Source organism: Streptomyces sp. NPDC091279 (genome assembly GCF_044757465.1).
GTDB lineage: Bacteria > Actinomycetota > Actinomycetes > Streptomycetales > Streptomycetaceae > Streptomyces.
Window position 1 is genome coordinate 368,345 of sequence record NZ_JBIVVA010000004.1, and the last position, 24,224, is coordinate 392,568.

At 72.6% G+C, this 24,224-nt stretch carries 18 protein-coding genes and 2 pseudogenes; 11 read left to right on the forward strand and 9 right to left on the reverse strand.

All coding sequences use genetic code 11. The features are described 5' to 3' along the window. Positions 1–5: 5 nt before the first annotated feature. Positions 6–188, forward strand: a pseudogene (locus ACIQOU_RS12065) (DUF5133 domain-containing protein); the annotation flags it as partial. On the opposite strand, the gene ACIQOU_RS12070 reads toward ACIQOU_RS12065, so the two are convergent. Further along, a complete protein-coding gene (locus ACIQOU_RS12070; RefSeq protein WP_401536300.1) occupies positions 176–1,270 on the reverse strand; it encodes a GlxA family transcriptional regulator in 1,095 nt (364 codons plus the stop codon). The pseudogene ACIQOU_RS12065 and the gene ACIQOU_RS12070 overlap by 13 nt on opposite strands. A 304-nt stretch (positions 1,271–1,574) precedes the next feature. Here ACIQOU_RS12070 and ACIQOU_RS12075 point away from each other — a divergent pair, with 304 nt between their 5' ends. Next, positions 1,575–2,030, forward strand: coding sequence for a hypothetical protein (locus tag ACIQOU_RS12075; protein ID WP_401536302.1), 456 nt, complete (start codon positions 1,575–1,577; stop codon positions 2,028–2,030). A 142-nt stretch (positions 2,031–2,172) separates the two neighbouring features. Then, the gene (locus ACIQOU_RS12080; protein WP_401536303.1) at positions 2,173–2,400 is read left to right on the forward strand and encodes a hypothetical protein; all 228 of its coding nucleotides are present in this window, start codon (positions 2,173–2,175) and stop codon (positions 2,398–2,400) included. A 10-nt stretch (positions 2,401–2,410) separates the two neighbouring features. On the opposite strand, the gene tgmB is transcribed toward ACIQOU_RS12080, so the two are convergent. From tgmB to ACIQOU_RS12095, 3 genes are all read right to left on the reverse strand, one after another. Further along, positions 2,411–3,394 carry an ATP-grasp ribosomal peptide maturase gene (tgmB, locus tag ACIQOU_RS12085; protein ID WP_401536305.1) on the reverse strand — a complete coding sequence of 328 codons (984 nt, stop codon included), beginning with the start codon at positions 3,392–3,394 and terminating at the stop codon, positions 2,411–2,413. A gap of 17 nt (positions 3,395–3,411) precedes the next feature. Next, entirely contained in the window at positions 3,412–3,603 is a 192-nt protein-coding gene (gene tgmA / locus ACIQOU_RS12090; RefSeq protein ID WP_401536306.1) for a putative ATP-grasp-modified RiPP, read from the reverse strand. A 130-nt stretch (positions 3,604–3,733) separates the two neighbouring features. After that, positions 3,734–4,024, reverse strand: coding sequence for a YkvA family protein (locus ACIQOU_RS12095; protein ID WP_401536307.1), 291 nt, complete (start codon positions 4,022–4,024; stop codon positions 3,734–3,736). A 223-nt stretch (positions 4,025–4,247) separates the two neighbouring features. On the opposite strand from ACIQOU_RS12095, the gene ACIQOU_RS12100 reads away from it, so the two are divergent. Beyond that, on the forward strand, positions 4,248–5,258 hold the full coding sequence (locus ACIQOU_RS12100; RefSeq protein WP_401536308.1) for a hypothetical protein: 1,011 nt from the start codon (positions 4,248–4,250) through the stop codon (positions 5,256–5,258). Positions 5,259–5,270: 12 nt separating this feature from the next. Here ACIQOU_RS12100 and ACIQOU_RS12105 read toward each other — a convergent pair whose 3' ends face one another. Continuing rightward, a complete protein-coding gene (locus ACIQOU_RS12105; protein ID WP_401536310.1) occupies positions 5,271–6,413 on the reverse strand; it encodes a hypothetical protein in 1,143 nt (380 codons plus the stop codon). A gap of 190 nt (positions 6,414–6,603) precedes the next feature. On the opposite strand from ACIQOU_RS12105, the gene ACIQOU_RS12110 reads away from it, so the two are divergent. Both ACIQOU_RS12110 and ACIQOU_RS12115 read left to right on the forward strand, forming a co-directional pair. Continuing rightward, positions 6,604–6,975 (forward strand): PadR family transcriptional regulator, encoded by a 372-nt coding sequence (locus ACIQOU_RS12110; RefSeq protein WP_401536728.1) that lies wholly within the window; start codon positions 6,604–6,606, stop codon positions 6,973–6,975. Then, entirely contained in the window at positions 6,972–7,976 is a 1,005-nt protein-coding gene (locus ACIQOU_RS12115) for a hypothetical protein (RefSeq protein ID WP_401536311.1), read from the forward strand. Before ACIQOU_RS12110 ends, ACIQOU_RS12115 begins: the two co-directional genes overlap by 4 nt. Before the next feature lie 79 nt (positions 7,977–8,055). Here the strand turns inward: ACIQOU_RS12115 and ACIQOU_RS12120 are convergent, their stop codons facing one another. Together ACIQOU_RS12120 and ACIQOU_RS12125 are read right to left on the reverse strand one after the other, a co-directional pair. Further along, a complete protein-coding gene (locus tag ACIQOU_RS12120; RefSeq protein WP_401536313.1) occupies positions 8,056–9,420 on the reverse strand; it encodes an FAD-dependent oxidoreductase in 1,365 nt (454 codons plus the stop codon). Between the two features lie 191 nt (positions 9,421–9,611). Beyond that, a complete protein-coding gene (locus ACIQOU_RS12125) occupies positions 9,612–12,407 on the reverse strand; it encodes a SpoIIE family protein phosphatase (protein WP_401536315.1) in 2,796 nt (931 codons plus the stop codon). 466 nt (positions 12,408–12,873) lie between these two features. Between ACIQOU_RS12125 and ACIQOU_RS12130 the strand changes: the two genes are divergently transcribed. Further along, on the forward strand, positions 12,874–14,301 hold the full coding sequence (locus ACIQOU_RS12130) for an alkaline phosphatase family protein (protein WP_401536317.1): 1,428 nt from the start codon (positions 12,874–12,876) through the stop codon (positions 14,299–14,301). Positions 14,302–14,397: 96 nt separating this feature from the next. Here the strand turns inward: ACIQOU_RS12130 and ACIQOU_RS12135 are convergent, their stop codons facing one another. Then, entirely contained in the window at positions 14,398–16,122 is a 1,725-nt protein-coding gene (locus ACIQOU_RS12135; protein ID WP_401536319.1) for a dolichyl-phosphate-mannose--protein mannosyltransferase, read from the reverse strand. A gap of 421 nt (positions 16,123–16,543) precedes the next feature. On the opposite strand from ACIQOU_RS12135, the gene ACIQOU_RS12140 reads away from it, so the two are divergent. From ACIQOU_RS12140 to ACIQOU_RS12155, 4 genes and pseudogenes are all read left to right on the forward strand, one after another. Further along, a complete protein-coding gene (locus tag ACIQOU_RS12140) occupies positions 16,544–18,496 on the forward strand; it encodes a DUF1996 domain-containing protein (RefSeq protein WP_401536320.1) in 1,953 nt (650 codons plus the stop codon). A 138-nt stretch (positions 18,497–18,634) separates the two neighbouring features. After that, on the forward strand, positions 18,635–19,492 hold the full coding sequence (locus tag ACIQOU_RS12145; protein WP_401536321.1) for a methylenetetrahydrofolate reductase: 858 nt from the start codon (positions 18,635–18,637) through the stop codon (positions 19,490–19,492). 475 nt (positions 19,493–19,967) lie between these two features. Beyond that, positions 19,968–20,260: pseudogene (locus tag ACIQOU_RS12150) on the forward strand (acyl-CoA dehydrogenase family protein); the annotation flags it as partial. Continuing rightward, positions 20,257–21,333, forward strand: coding sequence for an enoyl-CoA hydratase/isomerase family protein (locus ACIQOU_RS12155; RefSeq protein ID WP_401536322.1), 1,077 nt, complete (start codon positions 20,257–20,259; stop codon positions 21,331–21,333). The pseudogene ACIQOU_RS12150 and the gene ACIQOU_RS12155, both read left to right, overlap by 4 nt. A 446-nt stretch (positions 21,334–21,779) precedes the next feature. Here the strand turns inward: ACIQOU_RS12155 and metE are convergent, their stop codons facing one another. Next, positions 21,780–24,098, reverse strand: coding sequence for a 5-methyltetrahydropteroyltriglutamate--homocysteine S-methyltransferase (gene metE / locus ACIQOU_RS12160; RefSeq protein WP_401536324.1), 2,319 nt, complete (start codon positions 24,096–24,098; stop codon positions 21,780–21,782). Between the last annotated feature and the right edge of the window lie 126 nt (positions 24,099–24,224).

Sequence of the window (24,224 nt, forward strand, 5' to 3'; positions counted from 1 at the left end):
TGTGAATGATCCGCAGGGGGCGGGGAACACGAGGCGGAAACCGAGAGAGGGGCGCTTTGGTGCTGGTTCCGAACCCGAAGGCCGTCAGAACACTGCTCACCACGTACGCGACGCTGCGGATCGCACAGGCGAGGCGGGAGTCGCCGCGCACGGCACGGGAGTTGGCGGAGGTCGGTCAGGCGCTGTGCGCGCTGACCGGAGCCGCGACCGTCGAGGACGCCGTCGTCGCGGCGGACGTCCTGCTCGACGAGTCGGTCACCACCACCCGCCGGGACGGTGGCGGACTGCCGCTGGCGGTCTGAGGTCCCGGCACGGCACCGGCCGGCGCCCGCCCGTGGAACGCGGCGCGGTACGCCTGCGGGCTGGTGCCGACCACCCGCCGGAAGCGTTCCCGGAACGCCGTGGGCGACCCGAACCCCGCCTGCCGCGCGATCCGTTCCACCGGGTGGTCACTGTTCTCCAGCAGATACTGCGCCCGGCGCACCCGCGCCCGCAGCAGCCACTGCAACGGCGTCGTGCCCGTCTGCTCGCGGAACCGCCGGCTGAAGGTGCGCTCGCTCATCCCGGAGCGGGCGGCCAGCGCGGCCAGGGTGATCTCCTCGGCGAGATGGTCCTCCAGCCACTCAAGGACCGGCTCCAGCGCCGAGCCGCGCGGCACCGGCGGATGCTCGTGCACGATGAACTGGGCCTGCCCGCCCTCCCGTTCGAGCGGCACCACGGCGAGGCGGGCGGAGTGCGCGGCGACCGCCGAACCGTGGTCGCGCCGGATCATGTGCAGGCACAGGTCCAGCGCGGCGGCGGCCCCGGCGGAGGTGAGGATCTGCCCGTTGTCGACGTACAGCACGTCGGGGCGCACGTCGATCCGCGGGTGGGCGCGGGCCAGTTCGGGGGCGGCGGCCCAGTGCGTGGTCGCGGGCAGCCCGTCGAGCAGTCCGGCCTCGGCGAGGACGAACGCGCCGGAGCAGACCGAGGCGATCCGGGTCCCGGCGGCGGCCGCCGCGCGCAGGGCGTCCAGGGCGGCCGGTGAGGTGGGACCGGCGTCGGGGGAGCAGCCGGGCACGATGATCGTGTCGGCGTCCTGGAGCGCCGCCAACCCCCGCTCCACGCGCAGCGCCAGACCGTCGCCGCGCACCTCGGGCGACTCGGCGCACACCCGCACCCGGTAGGGACTGCGTCCGTCCGGCAGCCGCGCCCAGCCGAAGACCTGCAACGGCGCCGCCAGATCGAACGGCACCACGTGGTCCAGCGCGAGGATCTCCACAGCGTGCATGAACGCCACGATAATCGGAATCCCGCCACTTTCATGACCAGCGGATTCAGCCACGACAGCGGCCGATCACCGGCCCACCCACCGGCCCGATCACCGCCCCGATCACCGGCCCACCCACCGGCTCACCCACCGGTCCGGTCGCCGGCCTGATCTCCGGCCCGGACGCCGGTCGGGACAGGGGGCCTGACGGCTGGCGAGAACCCGTCGCTTCCTGTCGATCCAGCCTCTGGTGGCGCGTCCGGCCCACGTCGAAGATCCCTAGCGTGAGCCGTGCGCGGCCGAACACCCCCTGGAAAGGCGCCCGATGACCAAAGTCCTGCTGATCCTGCACGTCCTGGCGGCCATCGTGGCCGTCGGGCCGGTCACGGTCGCCGCGAGCATGTTCCCGCCGGCCGCCCGGCGCGCCCGCGCCGAACCCGACGGCGTGGGAACGGTGCGGCTGCTGCACCGCATCTGCCGCGTCTACTCCGGCGTGGGCATCGCGGTGCCGGTGCTCGGCCTCGGCACCGCCCTCGCGATGGGGGTGCTCGGCAGCGGCTGGCTCATCACGTCCGTCACCCTGACCGGCGTCGCCGCCGGTCTGCTGATCGTGTTCGTCCTGCCGGGCCAGGACGACCTTCTCGGACAACTCGGCGCCGGACAAGCCCTGGAGCGGTCGGACACCGTCCGTCTCGCCCTGTTCACCGGCGTGTTCAACCTGTTGTGGGCCACCGTCACGGTCCTGATGATCGTTCGCCCCGGTTCGACCACCGGGGCGTGACCGCGCACAAAGGCGCCGACCGTACCACCCCTTCGCACGTCAAGTGCGCCGGGGGAATTCACACCTGGATGTGCGCGTGCGCATACACTCGGCAGCCGTGCCCATACGCGTGGGCGCCAGCACAGGAAAGGCGTGTTGACGGGTGTTCCAGGATTCCCCCATCTACGACCGACTCGTCGCCGAGCGCGGCGACGTCCCGCTCCAGGCACGCAGAGAGGCCGAGCGCGTGACCCGGGAGCTGGAGTACGTCATGCGACCGCTGCGCTCCTCCCTCGGCTCCGGCCCCGCCTCGGCGCCCGAACAACGCCCCGCGCAGCCGGGCGCCGGGTGGCAGCGCTCGGCCCTGCTGCCCGGCACCCTGCCCCACTGACCCCCCTCGCTCAGCACACCGTCCGGTCCGTGTCGTCGGCCCGGGCCAGCGGTGGTGGACCGGGACGCGCCAGCCACTCGGCGATGGTCCGGGCGATCGGCTGGCCCGTCTCCACCTCGACGAACCCGAACTGGCCCGACTGATTGCACTCAAGGAACCACCAGGTGCCGTCCGCGTCCTCCGCGAAGTCGAAGGCACCGTAGGCCAGTTCGGCCGCGCGCAGATACGCCCGCACCGCCTCCGCGACCCGCGCCGGAACCTCCGTTACGCACCACGGGAGGTCGGATGTGGCGAATCGCACATCCACCTCGTCCGGGTCGGCGTCCCGCGCGGTGGCCTTGCGCGCCGCCATCAACTGGTCACCCACCGCGGTCAGTCGGATGTCGGCCCGCTTGGCGACCCGGCGTTGCAGCAGCGTGGGCCCGAACGCGACGGCGGAGAAGTCGGCGTCCGGCGCCACCCGGCTGGTCGGCACCGCGCGCGGCGGGTCCTGTGGATGCGCCCCGGAGACCGGCTTGACGACCAGGTCCGGATAGCGCGCCGCGAACTCCCGCGCCGCCTGCGGGAACGTCGTGATCAGGGTGGCCGGCACGGGCAGCCCGCACCGCTGGGCCACCCCCAGCTGCCAGGGCTTGTGCCGGGCCCTCGTCGCCGCGTCGGGCGGGTTCATCCAGCGGGCGTCCGTGCCCCGCAGCATCCCGTACAGCGCCTGCGAGGCCTCCTCGGTGAGCCAGGCCGAGGGCACGGCGGCCCGGGCGGCCGGCACCCCGGGCCTGCGTATCCACACGGACCGCAGCCCGGCCAGGCTCACCAGCCGCCCCGCGGCCTGGAGATGGCCCCGGAAACGGCCGTGCGCGTACTCGCCGGAGAGCGCCACCCGCCCGGTGAGGTCCGCCGGGTCCAGACGCAGCACGGGAACCCCCGAGGCGTTGAGGTGCACGACCACCATGTCGGCCGTCACGTCCTCTTCAGAGGTCAGGATCAGCACGGTCATCGTCGACGGCTGCGCGTTCAGTCGTCGAAGTGGGTCTTCGAGCCCGCGGTGGAGGTCGTCGTCCCCACCTCCCTGAGCAGGGCGAGGTCCCGTGCGGCGACCCGGCCGTCGAAGAGAACGTTCAACTGCATCCCGGTGTCGTAGACATACGGCACCACGGCCTCCGACTCCACCGCCGGACGTGCGTAGTTGAGCGCGAACGGTTGCATCGAATCTCCCCTGTCGGTGCTGCGCCGATCGAGCGGTCCACACTGCGACCCCCGCTCCGCCCGTCGGCTGCCTTGGTCTTCAGTCACTTATACGAATCGAACGAGTGAATGGTTTCCTCACTCTCCGTGATCACGGGGACGATTCATGACCATTCGACATGTCGGCGGAGGAGCGCAGGGTGCGGAGAGCCAGGAGCAGGACGCCAATGTCGTCCAGATACACAGGGTCGGGCAACAGGTCGGTCGGCAGCACGAAATACAGCACGGCCCCCCAGAAGACCCAGCGCGGACCGGTGGGAAGTCCGGCGCGGCGCAGCTCCCGGCGCGCCCGTGCCAGACGCACCATCAGCACCACCGCCACCGCGAGAACGAGCACCGCGAGAACTCCGGTGACGACGGCCACCGTTGTGATCGACTTCACGCTTCCTCCCTGCCCTCGTATCGCGCGGTCGGGTCCTCTTCCCGGATTCCCGTAAAGCGCGTTCCTACGTGTCCGACCACCCGTCAGAGTGACGGCCCTGCCTCATACCAGTGGGTCACCCGAGTGGCACCGCGCGCGGGCGCTGCTTAGAAAGAGGCAACGAAACCACGCGTGGTGCGTGCCTGGGGCACGCGGCCCGCAGCCCTCTCGTATGGAGCCGAGCATGAGCATCCGCTCATCAGAACCCGACCGCAACGACGCCCCCATATCCGCCCCGAACGGCGGCGACCCCCTCAGTGCCGTCGTGCACGCAGCGGTCGCCGACCGACCACTGGAGGAGGTCGCGCATCTCATCACGCTGCTGGAGCAGTCTCCCCAGTACGCCCAGGCCACCGTCGACGCGCTGCGTGCGGTCGGCACCACGCGCTCCGTCGAGGACGTCACCCGTCTGGTGACCCTGCTGACCCAACCACCCCGCGACCCTGGCTGTGCCGACGAGGCCATCCGGGCGGCGGCCGAGACCCGACCGGTCGAAGAGGTGACACGGCTGATGACGCTGCTGCGTCGGACGCCGTTGCAGCCGCACTGCGGCGCGGAGGCGGCCCGGATCGCCGCCACCGCACGGCCGGTCGAGGACCTGGTCGAGCTGATCGGTCGCATGAGCGAAGAACGCTACAACCCCGATCCGGTCCCGAAGGAGCGGGCCGGACCGATCGGCGAGGACCTGGCCGACGACGACGCCCTGCCGCCGATGGACGACGGCCGAGCGCCCCGCCGGATTCCCCGGTCCACCACCCGACCGTCCGCTCGGCGGCACCTGATGTGGCCGAATCTGGTCGCCGCAGGCGTGCTGCTGCTGTGCGCGCTGCTGTGGTTCCCGCTGTACCGGGAAGGTGGCTCGCTGCGCGCCTACGGCTTCGCCGTCGGTGTGTCGGTGCTGTGCGCACTGGTGGCCGGAGCGCTCACCCTGCGTGCCGTGCTGCCGGTCCTCGCGGCCGCGGTGGTGGTTCCGGCGCTGCTGGCGGCGGCCCAGCTGTTCGAGGGCCGTTTCCATTCGGCGCAGCTCTCCCAGGCGCTCGCGCTCGCGCTGGCGCCGAGCTGGGCGGCGGGTCTGGTCGCCGTCTGCGCGTCCCTGGCGGCCCTGGTCGCCCTGCTGGTGCGGCTCACCTGGCAGCCGCCGCTCCTGGAGGAGGTGCCCAGGCCGCTGGCCCAGGCACGTCCTGCGGGCGGCTGACAGACCGGTGACTCAGTCGCCGGACGGGTCCTCGTCCTCGCGTCCGCGGTCCGCCGCGGACGCGGGACGCGGACCCTTTCCGCTTCCGCCGTCCTTGAACCAGCCGAGCCGTCGCGTCAGTTGCTGCAACGGCGACACGGCCGGCGGCTGGGCCGCCGGTGCCTGCGGGACCAGCTCGCCCACCGAGTCGCGGTAGACCTCCAGCGCCTCGTGCGCCCGTTCGGCCGCCTCCCGGTACAGATCACGGGACTGGGTCATCGCGTCGAGCGCCTCCGCGTACATGGCGACGAGCGCGCGCTGACGGACCAGTTCCTCCTCCGTCGTCGTCAGATGCCAGTCGTCCCGCAACGCGGTGAGCGTCTCCCCGGCGCCCTCCGGCAGCGGTCTGCTCAGACCGGCGTAGTGGCACACCGCCGTGACGAGCGCGTCCGGGCACGACCCGTCGAGGAACACGGTGCGCACGGCGAGGTCCGCCGCGTCCTCCCGCGACACGTCCACCGGCAGGACCACCGCCCCGCCCCGGGGGACCTCGATGTGGAAGTCCCGCAGCGCGCGGTTGACGACCCGCAGCTGCTCCGGCGCCGCGCGGTACTCCACCACCCGGTGCCGCAGCCCCGGCGGCAGATGCCGGTGCAACGGGAGCCGCCCCTGCGCGTCGGGCGTCATCGCCTCGTGGACGACGACCCCGATGGCCCAGCCGCCCCGCACCGAGTTCCGCAGCAGCGCGCGGATGTCCTTGTCCTCCTCGGGCAGCCGGTTGGGCCGGCGCAGTCGCACCCCGGTGAGCGGCTCGTGGTCCCACGCGACGGCCGGGTCGTCCGGCCAGAACATGGTGGCCGGTGACGGCCAGTCCTGGTTCCAGGCCCGCTCCGCCTCCGCCGCCAGCACCCACTCCTGGCCGTCCGCGCCGTCGCGGGCCAGGGAGAGCCGGGCCCGGACGATCACCGTCCCGGCGACCTTCCAACGGGCCTCGAAGACGTACTCGGCGAGTGTGGCGGCCTCGGGCGGCTCCCGGTGGTCGTCGATGACCCCCTCACCCTTGAGCCGTTCCAGGGTCTGTCGAACGACGGCCGCCGCATCGGAGCCGTCGTATCGGCCCCGGGACAGCCACAGGGCCGGGGGGAGGGTGGGGCGGGCGCTGGTTGAGGTGGTCATGGGTCCTTGCCGGGGCGGGGACAGGTGCGTTCACCAGTATGGTCACCGCGACCCGCCGTCGGGGGCCCGAAGCGGTGCGCGCACAGCGAACACACCGCGCACACGTAGGAGTAGATCCGGTGTGCCAGGTTGTCCTTCTGCCGCTATATATCGGAAGCCGAGATATCATGGCTCCATGGCACCCAGGAACATGACGAGAGCGGCGTTCTTCATACTGACCGCGCTGGCCGACCGCCCCCGGCACGGCTACGGGATTCTGCGCGAGGTCGAGGAGCTGTCCGACGGCGAGGTCAGCCTGCGCGTCGGCACCCTGTACGGCGTCCTCGACCGGTCCACCGCCGAGGGACTGATCGTCCTGGACCGCGAGGAGGCCCACGACGGCCGCCTGCGCCGCTACTACCGGCTCACCGACGAAGGGGCCCGGGCCCTCGCCGCCGAGGCCGAGCGGATGGCGACCGGTGCCAGCGCCGCCAAGGAGCGCATCGCCGAGGGACGCCGGGCCACCGGACCGGCCGACCGCCCCACGCCCCACGGACCCGGACTCGCCGGAGGCCTCGCATGACGACGTTGCTCGAAACCCGCTACCGCACCGTCCTGCGGCTGCTGCCCGCCTACTACCGGCGCGAGCGCGAGGACGAGATGGTCGAGGTCTACCTGTGGGGCCTCGACCGCGACACCCAGGACCAGCACCGACCCACCCTCGGCGAGACGGCCAGCGTCGCCGCCCTCGCCATCCGCAGCAGGCTCGCCGCCACCGGCGCGCCCCGCCGGTACCTCCTGCTGGGGGCCACCGCCCGCACCTTCGCCCTGTTCGCCGTTCTCCTCCAGGCGGCCGCCGTCCTCGTCGAGCGCGTCCTCGTGCTGGCCTACGCGACCACGCACGGCTCCGCCGCCTGGCGGATGTTCCTGGCGGGCTTCACCGGGGGCGGCCCGCTGGACCAAGTGGCGGCGGTCGCCCAGTGGGTGCTGCCGCTGCTGTGGACGGCCGCCTTCCTCGCCCTCGCCCACGACCGCCGCCGACTCGCCCGGAGCTGCGCGCTGCTCGCCGCGCTGCCCACGCTCTGGCCGCTCGCCCGCCCGCTGATCGGCGACACCCTGACGATCGAGCCCTGGTCCACCACCGCGAGCCTCCTGTTCACGTGGCTGACCGTGCTGGCGCTCGGCGCGGCCTACCACCGCGACGCCCCCGCCGCCGTCCTGCCCGTCGGCACGCCAGGGCTGGTGCTCGCCACCTGCGCGGTGGCCACCGGCGCCGCCGCCGTCCTGATGGGCGGCCTCTCGGACCCCGCCTCGGCACCGGCCACCTGCTTCGTGGTCGCGGCCGTCGGCCGACTGCTGACGCGGGCCCATGGCGCCGAACGGCTCTCCGCGGGCGCCGCCGCCGCGCTCGCCGCCCTGGGCCTGCTCCTGCTGGCGGTCCGGGTGAGCGCCCTGTGGCCCTGGCTGGACCTCCCGCTGCCCGCCGCCTACCTCGGCGGCGCCCTCGGCCAGATCGCCGCGCTGGCCCTGCTGGTGCCGGTCTTCGGAGTGATCGCCCGGCGGGACCTGGCCGCCCCCCGCTGACCGGCGCGGACCTCACGGGAACGGGACGGGCCCGGGATCGTCGTTCGATCCCGGGCCCGTCCTCATGCCTGCGTGCCGGTCAGGCGCCGCTCTCGCGGAGCATGTCCTCGCGCTCGACGAGCTTCACGCGCTCGCGGCCCTGCGGCTCGCCCAGCGCCTTCTCCGCCGCGTCGAGCCGGTACCAGCCCTCCCACGTGGTGTACCGGACGCCCCGCTCGCCGAGGAACGCCTCGACGGCCTCCGGCGCCGGTGACGCCGGCTCCTGGAGCCGCCCGCCCGCGAAGTCGGCCAGCAGGTTGGACACCGTCTCGTTGGCGTCGCCCTTGGTGTGCCCGATCAGACCCACGGGACCGCGCCTGATCCAGCCGGTGACATAGGTCGAGCTGAGGTGCTCGCCGTTCTCCTGGATGACCCGGCCGCCCTCGTCCGGGACGGTGCCCGAGTCGATGTCCCAGGGCAGCTTGGGGAGCTTGTCGGAGAGGTAGCCGACCGCGCGGTAGACGGCGGTGACGTCCCAGTCCTTGAACTCGCCGGTGCCCGTGACGTTGCCGGTGCCGTCCAGCGCGGTGCGCTCGGTGCGCAGGCCGACCACCTTGCCGTCCTCGCCGAGGATCTCGGTGGGCGACTCGAAGAAGTGCAGGAACAGCTTGTGCGGCCGTTCGCCGACGTCGCGGATCGCCCAGTTCTCCAGCGTCTTGGCGACCATGTCGGCCTGCTTGTTGCCGCGCCGGGTCTCGATCGAACCGGCGTCGTAGTCGATGTCCTCGGGGTCGACGATGACCTCGATGGTGGGGGAGTGGTCCAGCTCCCGCAGCTCCATCGGGGAGAACTTCGCCTGGGCCGGGCCGCGCCGCCCGAACACGTGGACCTCCAGGGCCTTGTTGGCCTTGAGCCCCTCGTGGACGTTGGGCGGGATCTCCGTCGGGAGCAGTTCCTCGGCCGTCTTGGCGAGCACCCGCGCCACGTCCAGGGCGACGTTGCCGACACCGAGCACGGCGACCTTCTCGGCCTCCAGCGGCCAGGTGCGCGGCACGTCCGGGTGGCCGTCGTACCAGGACACGAAGTCGGCGGCGCCGTAGGAGCCGTCCAACTCGACGCCCGGTATCGACAGTTCACGGTCGGCCGTGGCGCCCGTGGAGAAGATCACGGCGTCGTAGAACGCGCGCAGGTCGTCCAGGCTGAGGTCGGTCGGGTAGTCGATGTTGCCGAAGAGGCGGATCTGCGGCTTGTCGAGCACCTGGTGGAGGGCCGTGATGATGCCCTTGATGCGGGGGTGGTCGGGGGCGACGCCGTAGCGGATCAGGCCGAACGGGGCCGGCATGCGCTCGAAGATGTCGATGGACACACCGGGCTCGGTGGCCACGTCGGACTTGAGCAACGCGTCGGCGGCGTAGATCCCGGCGGGGCCGGCTCCGACGATGGCTACCCGCAGAGGGCGGGGCATGTTCAGGTTCCCTTCGAGCGGCGACAGATCGACTCGACGGAAGCCTAAACTAAGGCAATCCTTACCAGGTACAGGGGTCCAACCTATGGGCACATAAATTGAATTTATGAGCTGGCGGGACGGAGACCCGACACTACCGTGCCGGGGCCGCCGACCCGCACCGGGGACGGCCCCGCCGACTCCCGCGCCGGTCAGGGCAGTTGCTGCTCCGCCCAGATGACCTTGCCCTCGGGGGTGTACCGGGTGCCCCAGCGCTCGGCGAGCTGCGAGACCAGGAACAGACCCCGGCCGCCCTCGTCCGTCATCGCCGCGTACCGCAGATGCGGCGAGGTGCTGCTGCTGTCGTACACCTCACAGATCAGCGTGCGGTCGAACAGCACCCGCACCCGGATCGGATCGGCGCCGTAGCGGATCGCGTTGGTGACCAGCTCGCTGAGGACCAGCTCCGTGGTGAACGTCAGCTCCTCCAGGCCCCACGTGGTGAGCCGCCGGGTGACGGCCGCGCGCACCTCGCCGACGGACGCCGGGTCGGACGGCACGTCCCACTGCGCGATCCGGTCGGCGGCCAGCGCCCGGGTGCGGGCCACGATCAGCGCCACGTCGTCGCTCTGCCGGCCCGGCAGCCGCGCCTCAAGCACCGCCCGGCAGGTCTCCTCCGGGGACGCGCCCGCGCCCGCCAGCGACTCCCGCAGCAGTTCGAGCCCCTCGTCGATGTCCCGCTCGCGGTCCTCGACCAGCCCGTCCGTGTACAGCACCAGACGGCTGCCCTCCGGCAGTTCCAGCTCCGCCGTCTCGAACGGCAGCCCGCCGAGGCCCAGGGGCGGACCGGCCGGCACCTCCGGGAACTCCACGGTGCCGTCGGGCCCGATCACGGCCGGCGGCGGATGCCCGGCGCGGGCGATCGAGCAGATCCGGGAGGCCGGGTCGTAGACCGCGTACACGCAGGTCGCGCCGGTGACCGGCGCGGTGCCGTCCTCCGCCTCCTCGTCCTGGTCGATCCGGCTCACCAACTCGTCGAGCAGCACGAGGAGTTCCTCGGGCGGCAGGTCGAGCGCGGAGAAGTTGTGCACGGCCGTGCGCAGCCGCCCCATGGTCGCCGCCGCGTGCAGCCCGTGCCCGACGACGTCCCCCACCACCAGCGCCACCCGGGCGCCCGACAGGGGCAGCACGTCGAACCAGTCGCCGCCCACCCCGGCCTGCGCGGGCAGATAGCGGTAGGCGATGTCCAGGGCCGACTGCTCGGGCAGCCGACGCGGCAGCAGACTGCGCTGGAGCGTCACGGCCATGCTGTGCTCGCGCGTGTACCGGCGGGCGTTGTCGATGGAGACGGCGGCCCGCGCCACCAGCTCCTCGGCGAGCGCCACCTCGTCGTCGTCGAACGGGCCGGGCCGGTCGCAGCGGTAGAAGCTGACCACGCCCAGGATCAGCGCCCCGGTGCGCAGCGGCACCGTGATCAGCGAGTGGATGCCGTACTCCAGCACCCGCGCGCCGCGCTCGGGGTCCTGTTCCTGCCAGCCGGGGGCCGTCGCCAGGTCCGCTTCGAGGACGACCTTGCCGGTGCGCAGGCTGCGGGCCTGCGGCGCGGAGTCGATGTACCGGATCTGCCGGTCCGCCGGATACAGCGGCGCGTCCGGGCGGACCCCGCTGAGCGCGGTGCGGCGCAACGGCGTCACCGCCTCCGGGGTCCCGCCGCCGAGCACCGAGGTGAACAGGTCGACGGTGACGAAGTCGGCGAACCGGGGCACCGCGAGGTCCGCCAGTTCCTGCGCGGTGCGCGCCACGTCGAGACTGGTGCCGATGCCCACCCCGGCGTCGTAGAGCATGTCGAGGCGCTCGCGGGCCGCCTCCGCCCGGCCGGACAGGGCCCGCAGCTCCGTCGAGTCCCGCACGGTGGCGACGGTGCCCGGCGGACCGCCCCGGACGTCGGTGGAGCGCTGGTTGACCGCGAGGAGCCGGTCCTTGACCAGGTGCACCTCATCGGTGGCGACCCGCCCGGAGGCCAGCAGTTCGGCGGTGTCGGCGGCCAGGCCCAGGTCCAGGGCGTGCCGGCCCTCGGCGTCGGCGGGCAGGTCGAGCAGCCGGTGCGCCTCGTCGTTGGCGAGCAGCAACCGGCCCTCGCCGCTGACGATGATCACGCCCTCCCGCACCGCGTGCAGCACCGCGTCGTGGTGCTCGTACATCCGGGTCATCTCGTGCGGGCCCAGGCCGTGCGTCTGGCGCAGCAGCCGCCTGCTGACCAGCGCGGTGCCCCCGGTGGCGAGCGCCAGCGCGACGGCGGCGGCGAACAGGACGAGGGGGAGCTGCCGGTCGGCGGTGCCGCCGACGCTCTCGGTGGTGATGCCGGCCGACACCAGCCCGACGACCTTGCCGCTGTCGCTCTCCACCGGGACGACCGCCTGCACCAGCCGCCCTATCGTGCCGTCGACGGCCTCGGTGGAGGTGTGTCCGGCCAGCGCGGGCGCGATGTTCCCGACGAACTTCTTGCCGATCCGGTCCGTCTTGGGGTGCGTGTAGCGGATGCCGTGGGTGTTCATGACGACGATGAAGTCGACGCCGGTCGCCTTGCGGGCCGCCTCTGCGCGGGGCTGGAGGATCGCGGTGGGGTCGGGGCTGCTCAGCGCGGCCCGGGTGCCCGGGGCGTTGGCGAAGGCCTCGGCGACGGCCACCGAGCGGTTGCGGGCCTCGTCGGTGCTGTCGTGCCGGACCTGGAGCACCAGGGCGACGACGGCGGCCACCACCAGCAGGAGCACGACGAAGACCTGGAGCAGGAACACCTGGGCGGCCACGCTCCGGTCGCTCACCGCCGCCCGCACGGCCGCCAGGTACTCCCGCGGTGTCCGCCGGGGCCGCAGGGAGGCTCCGGGGCCTTCGCGGCGGACCCGACCGGTGGGGTCGGCAGCGTGCGGGGACCCCGGCGCACGCCGGGGGCGCGCGTCCTGGGCGGGTTGGGTCGCCCGGGCCGTGGGGCGCCCCGGAAGTCGGGCCATGTGCCCATGTCTACACTGCCGCGGCCCACGAGGCGAGAATCATCACACAGGGTGAGGGCATCGCTACGCGAAGCGGACGCCCGTGCTCGCTCGGTAGCCACCACTCCGGGCCAACGACCGCTCTTCCCGCCCCGCCCACGGGTGTTCCGGCACCTCCGGCCCCGTCCGGACGACGGGAGCGACCGGGCCCGGCACCCTCACACCGGCGCGTGCGCGGGGGCGTGCGCGCGGGGGAGTGCGCCGATTCATCGAACCGCCCTCCGTGTCCCAACGCCCGGCAACGGTCCGGCAACGCGAGGCTGACGCCGGTCATGGCTTGGCCAATTCCGGTACGCACGTTGGCCACAAGTTCACCGTCGAACTCTGACGCGCCGCGTTGATCCAGGCGGAGAGTTTTCGGCGGCCCGCTCTGTCGCGCGGGCCGGCGTCACTCCGCAGAGTTCCTCCCGCTCAAGAAGGGGCCATCATGGCCGAGTTGACACGCCGTAGAATCCTGGGTTCGACCGCCGGCGCGCTGGGCGGCGCCGCGGCGCTCTCCCTGCTGCCGCCGAACGTCCAGAAGGCCGTCGCCGCCGGACCGCCCAAGCGCGGCTCCCTGCGCGACATCGAACACGTCGTCATGCTCATGCAGGAGAACCGGTCGTTCGACCACTACTTCGGCACCCTGAAAGGGGTCCGGGGGTTCGCCGACCCGAAGGCGCTGCGCCTGAACACCGGGCGGTCGGTCTTCTACCAGCCGGACGCCGTCAACCCGAAGGGCTACCTGCTGCCCTTCCACCTCGACACCCACACCTCCAGCGCCCAGGCCATCCCGTCCACCAGCCACGCCTGGTCCGTCCAGCACCAGGCGTGGAACGGCGGCAAGATGGACCAGTGGCTGCCGGCCCACCGCAAGGCCGACGGCGCCAACGGCCCGTACGTCATGGGCTACTACACACGCGAGGACATCCCGTTCCAGTTCGCGCTGGCCGAGGCCTTCACCATCTGCGACCACTACTTCTGCTCGGTGTTCGGGCCGACCTGGCCCAACCGCCTGATGTGGATGACCGGCACCATCGACCCGGGCGGCACCAAGGGCGGCCCGGTCATCAGCAACGTCGCGCCGTCGCCGTACCGCTGGACGACGTACGCCGAGCGGCTCCAGAAGGCCGGGGTCAGCTGGAAGGTGTACCAGCAGGACGACGACTACGGCTGCAACATGCTGGAGCAGTTCGCCGCGTTCAAGAACGCGCAGCCGGGCTCCGAACTGTACGAGCGGGGCGTGCGCCCGCAGCCCGAGGGCACCTTCGAGGACGACGCCCGCAACGACCGGCTGCCCGCGGTGTCGTGGATCATGCCGACCAGCTACCAGTCCGAGCACCCCGACTACCTCCCGGCGGCCGGCGCGGACTTCGTGGCGTCGAAGATCGAGGCGATCGCGTCCAACCCGAAGGTGTGGCGCAAGACGGCGTTCATCCTCAACTACGACGAGAACGACGGCCTGTTCGACCACGTGGTCCCGCCGACCCCGGTCGCGGGCACCCCGGACGAGTACATCCAGGGCCTGCCCATCGGCGGTGGCTTCCGGGTCCCGGCGATCATCATCTCGCCCTGGACCGTGGGCGGTTGGGTCGCCTCGGAGCCCTTCGACCACACCTCGTCCCTCCAGTTCCTGGAGCGCTTCACCGGCGTCGCGGAGCCGAACGTCAGCGACTGGCGGCGCGACACGTTCGGCGACTTCACCAGCGCCTTCCGCTTCTCGTCGAACAGTTCCGGCGCCCCGCGGCTCCCGGACGACACGGCGGAGCAGCTGGAGAAGGCGAAGGAGGAGGTGGCGACGTTGCCGAAGCCGACGCTGCCCGGCGCCGACCAGCAGTTCCCGCACCAGGAAGCGGGCCGCCGCCCGCGGGTGTGAGGTGAGCGTGAGGGTCCGGGACCGCACGCCCGGACCCTCACCGCGCGGCTCAAGTCGGCCCCGTTCCAAGGGCGTTGCACAGGCCGACCGGGCCGGTCAGATCCAGGTGTCCAGCCACATCCGCGCCTGCCAGTCCGGGTACGGGATCGTCGTTCCCGTGTACAGCGGGAAGAAGTAGACGAAGTTCCAGGCCACCAGGAGCACCAGGAGCCCCACCCCGACCACCCCCGCCTCCCGGCGCCGCCGGCTCGCCCCCGGCCGCCCGAGCAGCGCGCCCGCCGCCATCGCGACCGCCAGACACAGGTACGGCACGAACGCGACGGCGTAGAAGTTGAAGATCGTGCGGTCCTGGTAGGCGAACCACGGCAGGTACCCGGCCGCCACCCCGCACAGCACCGCCCCCGCCCGCCAGTCACGGCGCAGCGCCCACCGGAACAGCAGATAGCCGAGCGCGCCGCACCCCGCCCACCACAGCACCGGCGTGCCCAGCGCCAGGATCTCCTGCGAGCAGCCCCGCCCGGAGGTGCAGCCCTGCTGCCCGGCCGCCGGGCTCTCGTAGAAGAACGACACCGGCCGCCCCTGCACCAGCCAGCTCCACGGGTTGGACTGGTAGGGGTGCGGGGAGTGCAGGTCGATGTTGAACGCGTAGACCGCGTGCTCGTAGTGCCACAGCGCGCGCAACGGCGCCGGAATCCACGACCAGGTGCCGCCCCGCCCGTCCGCCCAGTGCCGCCCGTAGCCGTCCCCGGACGCGAACCAGCCCGACCAGGTGGCCAGATACGTCACCACGGCGACCGGCACCAGCGACAGCACCGACCGGCCGAGATCCCTGCGCAGCACCGCCCGGTAGGGGCGAGGCGCCCCCGCGACCCGGCGTGCGCCCACGTCCCACAGGACGGTCAGAGCGGTGAAGAGGGCGAGGAAGTACAGGCCGTTCCACTTGGAGGCCGCCGCGAGCCCGAGGAACACCCCGGCCGCGAGCCGCCACGGCCGCACCCCGGTACCGGTCCGCTCGGCGGAGTCCGCGTCGGGGCCCGCGTGACCGTCCCCGCCCACCGGCAGCGCGGCGGCGAGCCGGCCCCGCGCCCGGTCCCGGTCGATCAGCAGACAGCCGAACGCGGCCAGCGCGAAGAACATGACGACCAGGTCGAGCAGCGCGGCCCGGCTCATCACGAGATGCAGCCCGTCCAACGTCATCAAGGTGCCCGCCAGACACCCCAGGAACGTCGAACGGAACAGCCGGCGCCCGATCCGGCACAGCATCAGCACGGACAGGGTGCCGAGCAGCGCGGTCATGAACCGCCAGCCGAACGGGCCGAACCCGAACGCCCACTCCCCGAGCGCGATCACCCACTTGCCCAGCGGCGGATGCGCCACGAAGCTGCCCACGTCGGTCAGCGACACGACCTGGGGATGCGCCAGGATCTCCGGGTCGGCGATCTTCCGGTCCGGCCAGGTCCCCTCGTAGCCGTACCGGAGCATCGACCACGCGTCCTTCGCGTAGTACGTCTCGTCGAAGACGAGCGCCCGCGGACTGCCCAGCCGCCAGAACCTGAGCGCCCCGGCGACCAGGGCGACCAGCACCGGGCCCGCCCAGCCCATCGCCCGCGCGACCCGGGCGGCGGGCCCGGGGGCGATCCCGAGCGCCGTCCACAGCCGGATGCCGGGCGCCGGGAACGGCGGGACCAGCAGGTCCCGGGTGTCGGCGCGGGGGAGCGGGTCGTGCCCGAACCGGCGCAGGCGCAGTGCCCAGGCGCTCGGCTCCCCGCTCGGGGCGCCCTGCGCGCGTATCCGGTCCCCGGTCGCGGTGTCACTCGTCACCGGGTCATCGTAGGGAGCCCCGCCACCGGTGCCCCGGCCGGGTCGGACGACGCGCAGGGTCCGCTCGGCCGGCTCGAACGCCGGGACCAGGGCGGTGAACCCGGCGTCGTCCAGGCCACTGATGTGCAGGACGACCGGCCCGGCGGGCTGACCTCGCCACCCACGCCCGCCCGCGCCCGGCCGACGTCGACGGACGTCGCCTTCCAGCGCTCGGCCCGGCCCGGACCGGCTGAACTCGGCCTCCGGGGGCCGGAGTTGGCTGGCGCGTGTGGGTCGGGCTGAGAGTTTCCGATGAATGTGCGGCGCGATTGAACACGGCCGGGCCGCCGCTCGTATGGGACCGGGGGATGTCCATGCCCACCGGTTCACGAGAGCCATCAGTGCACGAGCCCATCAGTCCACGAGGCGCAGGAGTACCACCGTGGGACGCACCACGCGCAGACGCCCGACCGGCGCACGCCGCACGAGACTCGCAGCGGTCGCGCTGATCCTGGCAGGAGGAAGCCTGGTCGCCGCCAACGTCTACGCGTCAGCGACCGAGGGCGGCGGCACGGACGCCGCCGGGCCCACGGACCGCGTCAAGGCCGCGACCACCGTCCAATGCCCGGACGTCGGCGCCCGGTTGACCGACGTGCCCGCCGCGGCCCGAGCCGCGGTCGACCAGGAACTGGCCGCCCTGGACGGCCAGATCGCCGAGGCCTACCAGCGGATGAGCGGCGACGGTTCTGACGACGTCCTGGCCGCGCTGAAGGAGAAGCGGTCCCAGTCGCTCGGTCGCATCGCCGACGCGATCGGCGCGGCGGGGGAGCGACCCCAGGGCCTCGACACCCTCGCCCCCTGCACCTGGAGCCCACCGGAACAGCAGAACGCGCAGCAGCAGGGGCAAGTGCAGGGTCAGGGCGGCGGGGGCCAGGGCGGCAACGGGCCCGTCGCCACCGACTACGCCGACATCACCTCCGTCCAGCCCAACTCGCCCGCCCCTGACCTGAGTTCGTTCCGCTCGAAGGGGACCTTCACCACCAGTTGCGGCGTGAACGAGGAGGGGCTGTTCAACTCGGACAACGTGATCGTGGCCCCGGGCGTCTCCAACGGCGCCCACCACTTCCACGACTACGTCGGCAACCAGTCCAACTCCGCGTTCGCCAGTGACGACGACCTGGCCCGGGCGAAGACCAGTTGTGCGGACCAGGGCGACAAGTCCACCTACTTCTGGCCCGTGTTGAGGGTCCAGAACGGCGCCCAGGAGCAGGACGCCGACGCCCCCGGCAGCGGGATCGAGGGCAACGCCGGTGAGATCGTCACCGCGAAACAGGTCACGCTGACCTTCGTCGGCAACGCGCGCGGCGAGGTCACCGCCATGCCGAGGCTGCTGCGCATCATCACCGGCGACGCCAAGGCCTTCGTCAACGGCCCCGCCAACGCCAACGCGTCCTGGAGCTGCACCGGGTTCGAGGACCGGCAGCTGAAGGACAAGTACCCGCTCTGTCCGCAGGGCAGCGACGTGGTCCGGACCTTCCGCTTCCAGAGCTGCTGGGACGGCCGCAACACCGACAGCGCCAACCACCGCACCCACGTGGCCTTCCAGGACGCGTCCGGCGCCTGTCCGAACGGCTTCGTCGCCATTCCGCAACTGGTCCAGCGCATCGTCTACGACGTCGACGCCCCGAGCCTTCAGGACGGCGGCAGGACCACGCCGCTGTTCGCCGTGGACTCCTTCCCCGAGCAACTCCACAAGCCCGGCACCGACCACGGCGACTTCATCAACGTCTTCGACGAGAAGCTCATGAACGACCTGGTCGCCTGCATCAACACCGGCCGCCAGTGCGGCACGGGCACGGGAGTCGGCGGCGGCAACGGCGGTGACGGGAACGGAGGCGCCGACAACGAGAGCGGCAACGGCGGCAACGGCAACGCGGGCGACGACGGCGACGAGGGCGGCGGCGACCCCCAGACCTCCACACCCACGCCCCCTGCTCCCACGCCCTCCGCCCCCGTACCCTCCGCATCCCCATCTCCCGCCCCCGACAAGCCAGTTGGCGATCGACCCGCGAACGACCAGCCCGCCGACGACCAGCCCACCCTCTCCAGCCCCAAGGAACCCAGCGTCTTCGTATCCGCCTCAACGTCCCCGTCCGCCCCGCCCGCCTCCTCCGAACCGTCCGAGGCCGCTCGCGTTCCGGCGTCCCCGCAGCCGTCGCCGTCGCGGCCGGTCGGCGAGGACGTGCCGGGCGCCGGTGCGCGGACCGAACCGCAGGCCGTTCAGGGCGACCTCGCCGAGACCGGCACGACCCTGTGGCCCGCGGCCGCCGGTACCACGCTGCTGATCGCCGGGCTCGTCCTGCTGACCCGGACCACACGCCGGTACCCGCGCTGACCCGGACACCGACCACCCCGCGCGGATGCCGGGGCACCCTGGTGCGCGACCGCGTCGGGGCCCGCGAGATCATAGGAAGAACCAGCCGAACACGACGGGGCGCGGATCACCACGAACGATCACGGCCGAAGGAGCACGATGAGTCCCGGACCCACGGCTCCCGTCGCGGTGGGCACACCGCTGCTCGCGGACTTCTCGCTGGAGATGACCGCCAAGGACGTGCCCCGCCTCGAAGAGGCCGCCGCGCTCATCCCGGCGGGCACCCGCGTCAACGTCACCTTCCTCGGCAACGAGGACCTGGAGCTGCGACGATCCGCCGCCCGCGCGGTCAGACGGCTCGGGTTCGTGCCCGTACCGCACCTCTCGGCCCGGCGTCTGGGCTCGCGGGACGAGTTGGAGGGGTTCCTCGCCGGGCTCCGCGAGGACGGCACCGCCGAGCATCTCCTCGTCGTCGGCGGCGATCCCGCCACCCCGCACGGACCGTTCGCGGACGCGCTGTCCGTCATCCGCACCGGGCTGCTGCGGGAGCACGGGGTCCGGCACGTCGGCGTCAGTGGCTACCCGGAAGGGCACCCCGCGATCGAGGACGCCGTGCTGTGGTCGGCGCTCACCGACAAGCACGCGGCGCTGGCCGAACAAGGGCTGGCGGGCAGCGTGATCACCCAGTTCGGCTTCGACGTCGACCCCGTCCTCACCTGGGTCGAACAGCTCAGGGAACGGGGCGTCGAGGTGCCCGTGCGGATCGGCGTGCCCGGCCCGGCCGGGGCCAGGAGACTGGTGACGTACGCCGCCCGGTTCGGCGTCGGCACCAGCGCCTCCATCGCCCGCAAGTACGGGTTCTCCCTGACCAACCTCATGGGCACCGCGGGCCCCGACCGGTTCCTGCACGCCCTCGCCGCGCGGTACGACGCCGGTCGCCACGGCGAGGTGAAGGTGCACTTCTACACGTTCGGCGGGCTGCGGGCGACCTCGGAGTGGATCGCCCAGTTCCGGTGACGGGGTGAGGCCAGGCACCGAGGCGAACGGCGATGATGTCCCCGACGCCCACCACCTGCCCCCGCGCGGCGGTGCCGAAGCCGCCCTGTCCGCGCTGCCCTACCAGCCAGCCGACCGAGGAGCCGTTCGCCGCGCCGTTGAGGGCGGTCGCCCGGCGCGTGCCGGACACCGGGGAAACCGACGTCAGACAGCCCGCCGGGGAGGCGGAAGGGCCACGGAGGGGCGAGGTGCCCGAGTCGAGGGGAACGGTACCGATCCGCATGGCGTGTCGGCCGCGCGGGCCCGGAGGCTGGTCGGGCTGGTCCCGCAGACCCCGGCCGACCTGCTCTACCGGGAGAGCGCGCGTGCCGAACTCGCCCAGGCGAACGCCGAGTCGGGCACCGAGACCACCGCCCGCGCCGCCGTGGACCAGCTCGCCCCCGGCATCACCCACCCCCCTCGTGACTTGTCCGAGGGCCAGAAGCTCGCCCTGGTCGTCGCCGTCGAACTCGCCGCCGCCCGCGCCCCGTCCAGCAGGCCGCCCAGGCGCTCGACCGGGGGCGAGGCGCAGGCGCCGTACCTGTGGGTGATGGTGAAGCGGTCGGCCACGGACACCGGATACTCGGTTGCGGACCGGGATCTCCACCTCCACGGCGGGTACGGCTACCCGGCCCGGTTCGGCGTCGAGAGAGAATCGTCCGTGACCTGCGAGTGCCTCAGATCCTGGAAGGAACCAACGAGATCATGCGCGTCATCGTGGCCCGCGGCCTGACGGAGGCGTTCGGATGACCGACGCCGACCGGCCCGTCCTCGTCACCACCACCGGACAGGCCGCCCGCCTCACCCTCAACCGCCCCAGGGCCCTCAACGCCCTCGACCACACCATGGTCGGCCTCATCGACGACGCCCTCACCGCCTGGGAACACGACGCGGCCGTGACGGTCGTGGTCGTCACCGGCGCGGGGGAGCGCGGCCTGTGCGCGGGCGGCGACATCCGTGCCGTGCACGACGACGCCCGCGACGGCGACGGCACCGCGGCGGCCGCGTTCTGGTACGACGAGTACCACCTCAACGCCCGCATCGCCCGCTATCCCAAGCCCTACGTCGCCTTCATGGACGGCATCGTCATGGGCGGTGGCGTCGGCATCTCCGCGCACGGTTCCGTCCGCATCGTCACCGAACGCACCCGGATGGCGATGCCCGAGACCGGCATCGGCTTCGTCCCCGACGTCGGCGGCACCTACCTGCTCTCCCGTGCCCCCGGCGAACTCGGCACCCATCTCGCCCTGACCGGCGCCCAGTTCGGGGCCGGGGACGCCGTACTCACCGGGCTCGCCGACCACTTCGTCCCCTCCGACGCGCTCGACGCCCTCCTCGACGACCTCGCCGCACGGCCCCTCGCCGACGCCCTCGCCCGGCACGTCCGGCCGCTGCCCGAGGGCGAGTTGGCGGCCCGGCGGGAGTGGATCGACGCCTGCTACGCCGCCGACTCCGTCGAGGAGATCGTCGAACGGCTCCTCGCGCACGGCGACCCCGACGCGAAGGAGACCGCCGAGGTCCTCCTCAGCAGGTCCCCGACCGCCCTCAAGGTGACCCTGGCCGCCATCCGCCGCGCCCGCCGACTCACCACCCTGGAACAGACGTTGGACCAGGAGTACCGCGTCTCCTGCCACGCCCTGACCACGCCCGACCTCGTCGAAGGAATCCGCGCCCAGATCATCGACAAGGACCGCCACCCACGCTGGCACCCGGCCTCACTCCCCGAGGTCTCCGCCACCGACGTCACCCGCTTCTTCACCCCCCTCCCCACACCCGAACTGTGCCTATCCGGCCCGGAATCCACCCCAAAGCCCCTCCCCTAAACCGCAACCAGCCCACCCGACCCCACAACCGACGTCCGGTCCCCACGGGCGCACCGAGCACACAACCAACGGCCCGACAACGCCGCTTCAAGGGGCGCGGGGAACTGCGCGACCAGCCCCGACGGCGCGGCACCCGTCCCCGTGGGCGCGCCGAGCACGCAACCAACGGCCCGGCAACGCCGCTTCAAGGGGCGCGGGGAACTGCGCGACCAGCCCCGACGGCGCGGCACCCGCCAATCAACTCCATCCACCCGCCCCGTGGGCGCAACGGGCAGGCCCGAGCACGCAACCAACGGCCCGGCAACGCCGCTTCAAGGGGCGCGGGGAACTGCGCGACCAGCCCCGACGGCGCGGCACCCGCCAAACAACCTCACCCCAACCCCCCCTCGCCGCGCGAGCGACCGGGCCGGGCGCGATGAACGCCCAGCCCCAGCCGCTCGCGTCGCTCAGGACGCGGACAACTCGCCGCGCACCACGCGGGCCGCACCAACCAGGTTCTCCAGCGACGCACGCGTCTCCGACCAACCCCGGGTCTTCAGACCACAGTCAGGGTTGACCCACAACCGCTCGGCGGGAATCGCCTCCAACCCGGTGCGCAGCAGCACGACGGCCTCCTCGACACTCGGCACCCGAGGCGAATGGATGTCGTACACACCCGGCCCCGCCTCACGCGGATACCCGTGCGCGGCCAGCTCACGAGCCACCTGCATGTGCGAACGCGCCGCCTCCAGACTGATGACATCCGCGTCGAGATCGTCGATCGCCTGGACGATGTCACCGAACTCCGCGTAGCACATGTGCGTATGGATCTGCGTGTCCGGACGCACCCCGGCGGTGGACACCCGGAACGCCTCCGTCGCCCACGCCAGATAGGCACCGCGATCGGCCGCCCGCAACGGCAACGTCTCGCGCAGCGCGGGCTCGTCGACCTGGATGACCGAAGTCCCCGCCGCCTCAAGGTCGTTGACCTCGTCGCGCAGGGCGAGGGCGACCTGCCGGGCGGTGTCGCCGAGCGGCTGGTCGTCGCGGACGAACGACCAGGCGAGCATGGTGACGGGCCCGGTGAGCATGCCCTTGACCGGCCGGTCGGTGAGCGACTGCGCGTACGTCGTCCAGCGCACGGTCATCGGCTCGGGACGCGAGATGTCCCCGGCCAGGATCGGCGGCCGGACATACCGGGTGCCGTACGACTGCACCCAGCCGTGCTGCGTGGCGAGGTAGCCGACGAGCTGCTCGGCGAAGTACTGCACCATGTCGTTGCGTTCGGGCTCGCCGTGCACGAGGACGTCGATGCCGGTCTTCTCCTGGAAGGAGATGACCTCCTGGATCTCCGCCTTGATGCGCTCCTCGTACCCGGCCGTGTCGATCCGCCCGGCCCGCAACTCGGCCCGCGCGCCGCGCAGTTCGCTGGTCTGGGGGAACGATCCGATGGTCGTCGTCGGCAGCGGCGGCAGCCGGAGATGGGCGCGCTGCGCCACCGTCCGCTCGGCGTAGGGCTGCGAGCGGCGCGTGTCGGCGTCGGTGACGGCCGCCGCCCGCTCCCGCACCGCCGGGTCACGGGTGAGGGGGGAGGCCGCGCGGGAGGCCAAGTCGGCCCGGTTGGCGGCGAGTTCGGCGGCGACCGCGCCGGTGCCGTGGGTCAGCCCCTTGGCGAGGGTGACGATCTCGGCGCTCTTCTGCCGGGCGAACGCCAGCCAGCGCACGATCTGCGGCTCGATGTCCCGCTCCGCCGACGCGTCCAGCGGCACATGCAGCAGCGAGCAGGACGCCGCGACGTCGACCCGGTCGGCGAGCCCGAGCAGGGTGCCCAGGGTGGCGAGGGACCTGCCGAGGTCGTTGACCCAGATGTTGCGGCCGTTGACGACACCGGCGACCAGGCGCTTGCCGGGGAGTCCGCCGACGGCGGCCAGCGCGTCCAGGTTGGCCGCGGCGGCCTCCGTGAAGTCCAGCGCCAGGCCCTCGACCGGGGCCTTCGCGAGGACGGGCAGGGCGTCGCCGAGCCGGTCGAAGTACGACGCGACCAGCAGCTTCGGCCGGTCGGTGAGGCCACCGAGGTCACGGTAGGCACGGGCGGCGGCGTTCAGCTCGGCCGGGCTGCGGTCCTGGACGAGGGCGGGCTCGTCGAGCTGCACCCACTCGGCACCGGCCGCCCGCAGGTCGGCGAGGATCTGGGCGTACACCGGCAGCAGCCGGTCCAGGAGGGTGAGCGGCTCGAAGTCGGCGGCGACACCGGGCGCGGGCTTGGCCAGCAGCAGATAGGTGACCGGACCGACCAGCACCGGACGGGCCGTCAGGCCCAGCGCGCGGGCCTCGTTCAGCTCGGCGACCTGCTTGGTGGAGTCGGCGGCGAACTCGGTGTCCGGGCCCAACTCCGGTACCAGATAGTGGTAGTTGGTGTCGAACCACTTGGTCATCTCCAGCGGCGCGACCGCCTGGGTGCCGCGCGCCATGGCGAAGAACCCGTCCAGCGCGTCGGCGGCGACGGCGTCCCGGTGCCGTTCGGGGATGGCGCCGACCATGACGGTGGTGTCCAGGACGTGGTCGTAGTACGAGAAGTCACCCGTGGGGACCTCGTCGATGCCGGCCTCGGCCAGCTGGTTCCAGTTCGTACGGCGCAGCTCGGCGGCGGTGGCCCGGAGGGCGTCAGCGGTGACGCGGCCCTTCCAGTAACCCTCGATCGCCTTCTTCAGCTCTCGGTGCTGTCCCTGACGGGGGTAGCCGTACACGGTGGCCCGTGCTGCCGCGGCTGCGGGCTTGGTGGTCACGGAATCTCCTTCGCGAGATGAATCCCTGAGATCCCGGCGACGGGACGCGAGCGCGAAGGGTGACAGAACCGGACGGTCCGACCTCACGCGGCAGGCGCGGTCGTCCGTTCGATATGCACGCCGACC